Annotated in this window: 10 protein-coding genes; 1 reads left to right on the top strand and 9 read right to left on the bottom strand. The window is 54.6% G+C overall.

Annotation, left to right across the window (positions count from 1 at the left end; genetic code table 11):
• The 4 genes from ENI00_RS01225 to trmJ all read right to left on the bottom strand — a co-directional run.
• Positions 1 to 436: aminotransferase class V-fold PLP-dependent enzyme (locus ENI00_RS01225; protein ID WP_304097630.1), on the bottom strand; the 436-nt coding region annotated here is incomplete at its 3' end.
• 18 nt (positions 437 to 454) lie between these two features.
• The gene (gene iscR / locus ENI00_RS01220) at positions 455 to 952 is read right to left on the bottom strand and encodes a Fe-S cluster assembly transcriptional regulator IscR (protein ID WP_304097627.1); all 498 of its coding nucleotides are present in this window, start codon (positions 950 to 952) and stop codon (positions 455 to 457) included.
• A gap of 77 nt (positions 953 to 1029) precedes the next feature.
• The gene (gene cysE, locus ENI00_RS01215; protein ID WP_304097625.1) at positions 1030 to 1803 is read right to left on the bottom strand and encodes a serine O-acetyltransferase; all 774 of its coding nucleotides are present in this window, start codon (positions 1801 to 1803) and stop codon (positions 1030 to 1032) included.
• Positions 1796 to 2659 carry a tRNA (cytosine(32)/uridine(32)-2'-O)-methyltransferase TrmJ gene (gene trmJ, locus ENI00_RS01210; RefSeq protein WP_304097622.1) on the bottom strand — a complete coding sequence of 288 codons (864 nt, stop codon included), beginning with the start codon at positions 2657 to 2659 and terminating at the stop codon, positions 1796 to 1798. Before trmJ ends, cysE begins: the two co-directional genes overlap by 8 nt.
• Positions 2660 to 2865: 206 nt before the next feature.
• Between trmJ and ENI00_RS01205 the strand changes: the two genes are divergently transcribed.
• On the top strand, positions 2866 to 3666 hold the full coding sequence (locus ENI00_RS01205; protein ID WP_304097618.1) for an inositol monophosphatase family protein: 801 nt from the start codon (positions 2866 to 2868) through the stop codon (positions 3664 to 3666).
• Between the two features lie 105 nt (positions 3667 to 3771).
• On the opposite strand, the gene secF is transcribed toward ENI00_RS01205, so the two are convergent.
• From secF to queA, 5 genes are all read right to left on the bottom strand, one after another.
• Positions 3772 to 4725, bottom strand: coding sequence for a protein translocase subunit SecF (gene secF, locus ENI00_RS01200; protein ID WP_304097615.1), 954 nt, complete (start codon positions 4723 to 4725; stop codon positions 3772 to 3774).
• On the bottom strand, positions 4718 to 6592 hold the full coding sequence (gene secD / locus ENI00_RS01195) for a protein translocase subunit SecD (RefSeq protein ID WP_304097613.1): 1875 nt from the start codon (positions 6590 to 6592) through the stop codon (positions 4718 to 4720). Before secD ends, secF begins: the two co-directional genes overlap by 8 nt.
• A 94-nt stretch (positions 6593 to 6686) precedes the next feature.
• Positions 6687 to 7052, bottom strand: coding sequence for a preprotein translocase subunit YajC (gene yajC / locus ENI00_RS01190; RefSeq protein WP_304097610.1), 366 nt, complete (start codon positions 7050 to 7052; stop codon positions 6687 to 6689).
• A 30-nt stretch (positions 7053 to 7082) separates the two neighbouring features.
• Entirely contained in the window at positions 7083 to 8204 is a 1122-nt protein-coding gene (tgt, locus tag ENI00_RS01185) for a tRNA guanosine(34) transglycosylase Tgt (protein WP_304097633.1), read from the bottom strand.
• Positions 8205 to 8218: 14 nt separating this feature from the next.
• Positions 8219 to 9331 (bottom strand): tRNA preQ1(34) S-adenosylmethionine ribosyltransferase-isomerase QueA, encoded by a 1113-nt coding sequence (gene queA, locus ENI00_RS01180; RefSeq protein ID WP_304097605.1) that lies wholly within the window; start codon positions 9329 to 9331, stop codon positions 8219 to 8221.
• Positions 9332 to 9384: the final 53 nt, after the last annotated feature.

The following is a 9384-nucleotide window of genomic DNA, read 5'->3' as shown; positions in this document are numbered from 1 at the left end:
GTTTAAGTGCATCGACCACCTGATCGGCCTGGATGCGGCCATCGTTGCCGGGGTTCAGCCAGGTAACCTGAACACCCCGGGCTTCCAGCCACTTACACGTATCAACAACAGCCTTGTGCTCGATGGTTGACGTTATAATATGCACATTAGTACGACTGGAAACAGTACGACCGGCAACCGCGCCTATGATCGCGAGATTATCTGACTCGGTTGCACCAGAGGTCCACACAATTTCGCGCGGATCGGCGTGAATCAAGCTCGCCACTTGGGCGCGGGCCGACTCCACAGCCGCTTCCGCTTGCCAGCCAAAGCCATGGGAACGAGACGCCGGATTGCCAAAAAGGCCATCAAGCGTCAGGTATTTGATCATTTCATCGGCGACTGCGGGGTCAACGGGCGTCGTTGCAGCGTAATCGAGGTAAACTGGCTTTTTCATAAGTTACAGAAGTTTGTTTCAGGCGGGCGCCTGATCAATCAGACGCTCGGTATTAATCGTGTCAGAGCCACCATCAACCTGACGGCGATTCTGCCGGTCCGCTACCTGGCGGATTTCGTGCCTTTCCATTAAATCTGCCAAACTGATCTGGCTGAGAAATTGATGGATTTGATCACTCAAATCAGACCAAAGATGATGGGTCAGGCATTTTTCGCCGTTTTGGCAATCGCCTTTATTCCCACACCTTGTGGTGTCGAGGGACTCGTTCACCGCATCAACCACATCCGCAATAAAAATGTCAGATGCGACACGGCTCAGAAGATACCCGCCGCCCGGCCCACGAATGCTGTCCACCAGTTCTCGACGGCGAAGGCGCGAGAAGAGTTGTTCGAGATAGGAAAGCGAAATTTCCTGACGGGCTGAAATATCCGCAAGCGTCACTGGGCCCTGCCCCCCGTGAAGAGCGAGATCTAGCATTGCCGTAACGGCGTAACGGCCTTTGGTTGTCAACTTCATGGCGTCAGCCCCGTGATGGGATTGAATCTCGTTATCGAAGACAGAGTATGAATTGACCAACTAATTCAGTCAAGTATTCAGCCCCGATCCTCGCTGTCGTCACGCACACAATCGAAATCTTCGTCATCCAGAACTGGCAGTGCGCCATTCTGATAGTCGCTGTTCACTTTGCGGAGCGCTTTACACATGATCTCGAGACGGTCATCCACCGCGTGCATGTGATCCAGCAACGCTCGCACGGAGCGGGCGACAGGATCCGGCATCTCCTCCGTCACACCGTAGGCATCGAACCCCATGCGCTCTTCCATTATTTTGCGACGGGCGTCGTCTTCCGATTTCTGTTTTACAATAATCCGCCCGGGAATACCCACAACCGTTGCGCCAGCGGGAACCGCCTTGGTGACCACGGAATTTGACCCGATCTTGGCGCCCTCACCCACCTCAAAAGGTCCCAGGATTTTTGCTCCGGCGCCCACCACAACACCGTCACCGATCGTGGGGTGGCGCTTACCCTTGTTCCAGCTTGTACCGCCCAGTGTAACGCCCTGATAAAGGGTAACGTCATCACCGATAACCGTTGTCTCGCCAATAACCACACCCATACCATGATCAATAAAGAACCGTCGACCGATGGTGGCTCCCGGGTGTATTTCAATACCCGTAAGCCATCGCGCCAACGTTGATATCGTGCGCGCCAACCATTTAAGCCCGGCATTCCAGAGCCAGTGCGAAAACCGGTGAATAAGCAACGCATGGAGCCCCGGATAGTTTGTCAGCACCTCAAACGTATTCCGGGCCGCCGGATCACGATGAAAAACGCTTTTTATATCTTCACGCAAGTGCCTAAACATGGCCGTCTTCCTGTCCGGTCGGCTTGGTGCCAGCCTTGGTTGGTTTCGCATTCCCCTGGGCTCCGGCGGCTTTCTGGACCGAGCTCAGAATACCCCGAAGGATGTTGATTTCCATCTGATCCAGCTTTGCCCGCTGAAACAAACGTCGTAAACGTGACATTAACTGGCGCGGGTTATCCCGGCGATGAAAATCCACATCGTGCAACGTTTGTTCGAGATGGCCAAAAAAGCCTTCAACGTCCCCCACCTTGGCGGGAGGTACATCCCAGCCTGCATCACCGGGCGCCGTCATCGGCCTTAAATATGGGCTACCTTCGCCCCCTTCAAGGTTGCGCAAAAAAAGCATCCGCAATTCGTAGCACATAACCTGAACCGCCATCGCGAGATTCAAGGAACTGTAATCGGGATTGGATGGAATATGAATGTGGTAGTGACAACGATGAAGCTCATCATTGCTCAAACCGTGATTTTCCCGGCCAAACACCAGCGCCACTGACCCGCTGCGGCTATTTTCAACTGCAATCGCTGCTGCTTCCGGCGGCGGCACAACCGGCCAGGGTATCTTTCGCCCCCGGGCGCTGGTGCCCATCACCAAAACACAGTCTTCAAGCGCTTTGTCCAGCGTCGGCACCACCTGTGCCCGATCGAGTATGTCGGAGGCGCCGGCTGCGCGGGCGTAGGAAGCCTCATCCGGGAAGGAGTTCGGATTGACCAGCCACAGATTGGCGAGCCCCATGTTCTTCATGGCTCGGGCTACGGCCCCGATGTTGCCAGAATGAGAGGTCTCAACAAGGACAATCCGGATCTGGTCCTGAAACGCGTCCGGCCCTTCCAGTGGCGGAGATGGTTTGTGCATTGGCTGCGGGCCCGAAGTTAAAATTTAAGGGCCATTATAATAGCAGAAACCCGTCGCTTTTCGCGCCCCTGAATAGCCGCTGATTAGTCCCTTATTCGCCCCTGATCTCCCGTTGTCCGTGCTATTCCTGAGTCAAAAAACATACAAAGGCGGTGTTCTTTTGCTATCATACCCGGCCTTCACACACCCGGATAACGAACTCTCAGATGCAACCAGCTATTAAAATGGCCCTGCGCGTCGCGCGTCAGGGGTCGGATTACCTCAAAGCCCACTTCGAGCGCCAGGAGCCTACCGGAAAGGACGACGACGAACGTCGCCTCCAGTTGGACCGGGTCGAGCAATCCATCTATGACAACTTTGCCGAGCAACTCGAAAAAGCCTACAAAGATCATACCATCGCGCCTCTGAATGAAGCGGACGCCGGAACCAGCGAAAAAAGCTGGCATATTTTTCCGGTTATGGGTCGCGAAAATTTTCTGAGGGGTATTCCTGAATTTGCCTTGGCCCTGGCACAAAAGAAAAACAACCGCACCGAAAACCTGCTCCTGGTAAACCCCGTCACCGGCGAAGAGTATTCTGCCAGTCGCGGGCGCGGAGCTGCGTTGAATAGCCGCAGAGTAAGGGTCTCAGAAGTCAAACAGGCAGCAAAAGCCGCGTTTGCGACCAACTTGCTGGATCAGACCCGCAAGGGCGACAACCCGCTTCTGTGGGGTGAAATGGCGGCTGTTCTGGCCCAGAACTCTTCCATGTTCCGAACCTCTGGCTGCGTGGTTCTCGATATCGCACGCGTTTCGGCCGGCCTTCTGGACGCGGCGGTGATCTTCCGCCCGGAAACGGCCGATCTGGATCTCGGCGTAACCATGGCCATGGAATCCGGCGCCCTTACCGGTGACTTCTCAGGCAACCCGTCAACGGATAAAGCCCGCCAACTGGTAGTTGCCAACCCGAAGCTGTTCCGCGAAGTTCTCAAGGTGCTGCACCCGTTTCGCGGCCGCATACCCGGCTGACGTGGACATTCGATATTGAATGGTTAGCCAAGCTCTTGCCACAAAAAAACCGCCAACTGCAAAGTGGCGGTTTTTTTGTGGCAGAAGATCAGCCCTGGCAGAGAATTACATACGATTGAGCCACTCCGGTGGCTGTTCATCCTCTTCGGAACCTGCAATACCCTCTTTCGCCGGAATCATCAGGTCTTCGCGGGTGACGCCCATAACCATCAACAAGTTAGCGGATACGTAAATGGACGAATAGGTACCCACGACAACACCGATAATCAACGCCAGCGCAAAGTTGTTGATCGCCTCTCCGCCCAGGAAATACAGAGCCAGCAGAACCACCAACGTCGTACCCGACGTGTTTATGGTTCGGGCAATGGTCTGGTGAATGGAATCGTTGATGATATCCCAGGGTTCACCAACTCGCATTTTGCGGAAGTTTTCGCGAATTCGATCAGCCACAACAATGGTGTCGTTCAGCGAGTAGCCAATAACGGCCAGCAAGGCTGCGAGAACGGTGAGATCGAAGGTCCACTGAAACAACGCAAAAAACCCGAGAATGATAATAACGTCGTGAGCCAGGGGCACCACTGACGCGATACCGAACTTGAACTGGAATCGCATTCCCACGTAAATAAGCACAACGAGCAGCGCGAGCAGAAGCGCGAGACCGCTGTCCTCCTTAAGCTCGTCGCCCACCTGCGATCCGACAAATTCCGAACTTATCAGCTTTAGCTCATTTCCATTCGCTTCCAGAACACGGGTAATTTCCTGAGCAAGCTTGTCATTGCCTGATTCAGCCAGACGCACCAGAACGAGTGTGTCAGCACCAAAGTTTTGCACCACGAACTCGTCGTATCCCGCCGCTGCCAGACTGGACCGCACCTGGCCTAACTGCGGCGCTTGGGCATATTCCAGCTCAACAGACGTACCACCGGTAAAGTCCATGCCGAAGTTGAGGCCACGAATTCCCAGAAGGGCAATTGAGGCCACCACCAGAATAATGGAGATGACGGAAGCAAGCTTCCGAAACCCCATGAAATCAAACGATTGCTTCTGATCATCAGACATTGGCGAGCTTTCCTCCGATCGACAGTTTCTCGACCTTGCGGCCGCCATAAACCATATTGACAATGCTCCGGCTGACCATCAGCCCGGAGAACATGGACGTCAGAATCCCGATACACAGCGTTATCGCGAAACCTTTCACTGGGCCAGAGCCCATTGCGAAAAGAATAATGGCCACAAGCAAGGTGGTTATATTGGCATCAACGATGGACACAAACGCACGGGAATAACCGGCATTGATGGCAAGCTGTGGTGATGCGCCCGATTTGAGTTCTTCTTTGATCCGTTCAAATATCAACACGTTTGCATCGACCGCCATACCAACGGTTAGCACGATGCCGGCAATACCGGGCAGCGTCAAAGTGGCTGAGAGAATTGACATACAGGCGATGAGCAAAATCAGGTTGATCGTCAACGCAACGTTCGCTACCAGCCCGAACCCGCGGTAATAAAGCAGCATGTACAGCAGCACAAGAATAAACCCGAGTCCCACTGACAACATGCCTGCATCTATATTTTTTTGCCCCAGGCTTGGCCCGATAGTGCGCTCCTGCACAAAGTACATGGGCGCCGCCAGAGCGCCGGCCCGCAGAAGCAGTGCGAGCTCTGACGCTTCAGGAATAGAGTCGAGGCCCGTGATGCGGAAGCTGCTACCCAGAGCAGACTGAACTGTCGCCAGGCTGATGATGCCTTTGTCAACGATCCGTTTTTCAACTTCCTTCGGCTTTCCGTTAACCATTTTGGTTTCGGTTTCCGTGCGGAATTCGATAAACAGAACCGCCATACGCCGGCCAATGGCGTTGCGTGTGGCGCGATTCATCAAGTCGCCACCGACCGAATCCATCGTAATGCTAACCTGTGGCTGTCCGTTCTCATCGAACGCCTGCTGGGCATTAGCTACATTATTGCCGGTCGCGATCAGCTCGCGCTCCAGGCGCGCAGTGCGTTGAGGCTCATCGCGGAAGCCGAACTTCTCGGTTTCGCTGCTCGGCGCATCGGAGCGCGCTTCCATACGAAATTCCAGGTTTGCCGTAGCACCCAGAACTCGTTTGGCCTGGGCCGTATCCTGAACACCCGGAAGCTCGACAATAATACGGTCGGCACCCTGTTGCTGGACCAGAGGCTCAGCCACACCAAGCTCGTTGACCCGGTTGCGGATGGTGGTCAGGTTCTGCTCAAGGGCGTATTTCCGAATGGCGTTCACCTCTGACTCTGACAGGGTGAGAATAATCTGGAACTCGCCACCGTTGGTTTCCTGATCTAGCAAAAACTCGTTGTACTGACGCTTGATCAGAGAAAACGCTTCGGCGCGGGATGCTTCATCCCGAAAGCTCACGACGATGTTGCGCTTACCGTCGACATCACCACCGCGATAGCGGATACGTTCATCACGGAGTTCTTGCTTGATCTGGCCGGAGACGGCGTCGAGTCTCTGGCCGACGGCGGTCTCCATATCCACTTCCAACAGAAAGTGCACACCACCGCGCAAGTCAAGGCCGAGTTTCATGGGCCCTGCACCCAGGCTTCTCAGCCAGGATGGCGTCGACGCGGCCATATTCAGTGCTACAAGGTAATCTCTGCCGAGAGCAGCCTGAACAGCCGGCCGGGCACGCAACTGATCATCAGAGCTGGTCAACCGGATAAGGGCGTCCCGATCCTCAAGCATACTGCTTTTAACCTCGATGCCCTCCGATTCCAAAGCTTTAACGGCTCTGTCGAGCACAGCAGGGTCGACTTCAGTACTACTGCGGGCGCCGGTGATCTGAACCGCGTAATCATCGGGGAAAAGATTGGGCAGCGCATAGACAAACCCAACCACAATCGCGATCAGGATAATCAGGTTTTTCCAAAGCGGGTACTTGTTAAGCATGGGATCCCTTGTAGCCGACACAGAGGCCGGCCTTGGTGTTTCAGCCAGGAAGGTGCAGGCCGGCGGGTATCAGGGCCGGCCAGGAAGTCCTTGCTCAGATGTCTTTGAGCGTTCCTTTAGGCAGTGCGGCAGCAACAGCTACTTTCTGTACCTTCACTTCAACGTTGTCAGCAATTTCTACCATGATAAAATCGTCAGTGACTCTGGTGATTTTTCCTGCAATACCACCGGAAGTAACGACTTCGTCTCCTTTGTTCAGGCCGGACATCAGCGCTTTGTGCTCTTTGGCACGCTTGGACTGCGGACGCCAGATCAGGAAGTAGAAAATCAGAATGAAGCCGGCAAAGAAAATCACCTGGCCCATAACGCCCATACCGCCTGCCACACCAGCGTCCTGAGCCATTGCCAGGGTTGGCATCATTGCCATAAGGCCAGCTAAAAGTAACTTGACTGAATGCATCTGTATTCTCCGTTGATTAACCAAAAACAATTACTCATTACTCATAGCGGGCACAGCCGTGCCGCGCAGAGCATAGAAGTGGTTTATAAAGTCCGACAATGTACCTGCTTCAATGGCCTCGCGCAATCCAGCCATAAGGTTCTGGTAGAAGCGCAGGTTGTGGATTGTGTTCAGTTGAGCGCCAAGCATTTCTCCACATTTATCCAGATGATGCAGATAACTTCTCGAAAAATTCTCACAGGTATAGCAATCGCATCGCTCATCCAGCGGTGCCGTATCATGGCGATGCCGCGCATTGCGGATCTTTACTGTGCCAGTCGATACAAACAGATGGCCATTTCGGGCGTTTCTTGTAGGCATAACGCAGTCGAACATATCGACACCCCGGCGAACCGCCTCAACGATGTCTTCGGGCCGCCCCACTCCCATAAGGTAGCGGGGCTTGTCGGCAGGCATTTTTGTCGGTAGATGGTCGAGTATGCGAATCATGTCTTCTTTCGGTTCGCCGACCGACAGCCCTCCAATGGCATATCCATCGAACCCGATATCCGTAAGGCCGTCCAGAGAACGGTCTCTCAGGGATTCGTACATTCCACCCTGCACAATTCCGAACAGTGCTGCAGGATTCCCCTCGTGAGCATCCTTGCTGCGCTTTGCCCAGCGCAACGAGAGCTCCATGGATTCCCTAGCCTGTTTTTCGGTAGCAGGGTACGGGGTGCACTCATCAAAAATCATCACGATATCAGAGCCCAGATCACGCTGAACCTGAATCGCGATTTCGGGCGACAGCTTAACCGGAGAACCGTCTATGGGAGAACGGAACGTGACCTCTTCCTCGGTAATCTTGCGCATTTCGCCCAGGCTGAACACTTGAAAACCGCCTGAATCGGTCAGGATGGGTCCCTTCCACTGGGTAAAGTCGTGGAGATCCCCGTGGGCTTTCACCACCTCGGTTCCCGGGCGCAACATCAAGTGGAACGTGTTGCCAAGAATGATTTCAGCGCCGGTTTCATGGATATCCCGGGGCAACATTCCTTTAACCGTTCCATAGGTGCCTACCGGCATAAACGCCGGGGTTTCAACCGTGCCTCGTGGGAAGGTCAGCCTTCCGCGCCGGGCAAGGCCGTCTTCGCCCAGTTTTTCAAAGGACATAAAACAGGACTGACTCACGGTGTATCTCCGGTAGTGAGTGGTGATGGATCGCCTTCGTGAACAGGCTCATCGGGCGCCCCGAGCAGCATGCCCCGGCTTGCCTCTTGCCCCGTTATGAACATCGCATCACCATAACTGAAAAATCGGTAGCGTTCGGTAATTGCCTCGCGGTAGGCGCGCCTGACATGCTCGTAACCGGCGAACGCGCTAACCAGCATAATCAGAGTCGATTCGGGCAAATGAAAATTGGTGACCAAAGCATCAACGGTTTGAAATCGGTAACCTGGGTAGATGAAGATATCTGTTTCACCTCGAAACGGGTTCAGATACCCGCCACGGCTTGCAGATTCAAGCGATCTTACGGAGGTAGTGCCAACGGCTACCACGCGGCCACCCCTTGCACGGGTGCGATTGACCGCTTCTACGGCCTCTTCGGGCACATGTACGATCTCGCTGTGCATAACATGCTCATCTATGCTGTCTACGCGTACCGGTTGAAACGTGCCTGCGCCAACATGCAGCGTAACAAACGTGCTCTGAACGCCCCGCGCTTCAAGGGCATCCAGCACGGCGGCATCAAAATGCAGCCCGGCCGTAGGCGCGGCAACCGCGCCCGCTTCTTTTGCGTAAACGGTCTGATAGCGCTCGCGATCCGTTGATTCGTCAGGCCGGTCAACATAGGGCGGCAGCGGCATGTGGCCAATGCGCTCCAGCATTTCAAGCACCGGCTCTTGTGCCTCGCTCTCGAAATGAAACAGCGCATCGCGCCGGCCCGTCATGCGCAGCACGGTGCCATCTTCAAGAATGACCTTCTGCCCGTCTTTAAGCGCTTTGGACGCGCGAACGTGGGCCACAAAGTGATGCTCATCGGTTACGCGCTCAACCAGCACCTCAACCTGACCGCCGGTTTCTTTTTTTCCAAACAGTCGAGCCGGTATAACGCGGGTGTTATTGAACACAAGCAGATCGCCGGGCTGAAGCAAATCGGGAAGGTCAGTGAAACGTTGGTGTGCAATGTCACCATTAGCGCCATCGAGGCACAGCAGGCGGGAAGCGCTGCGCTCCCTGAGAGGGTACCGGGCAATGAGTTCGTCCGGGAGATCAAAATGAAAATCTGAGACGTTCATGGACTGGGCTGTTCACGACGCCGCATTACGCGACTTGTATATGGTAGCGGCGG

It is taken from the genome of Marinobacter antarcticus, assembly GCF_011049865.1.
In the GTDB taxonomy this organism is placed as follows: Bacteria; Pseudomonadota; Gammaproteobacteria; order Pseudomonadales; family Oleiphilaceae; genus Marinobacter; species Marinobacter antarcticus_A.
Note: the sequence above shows the minus strand (reverse complement) of the source record. Positions and strands in the feature narration are given on the sequence as shown.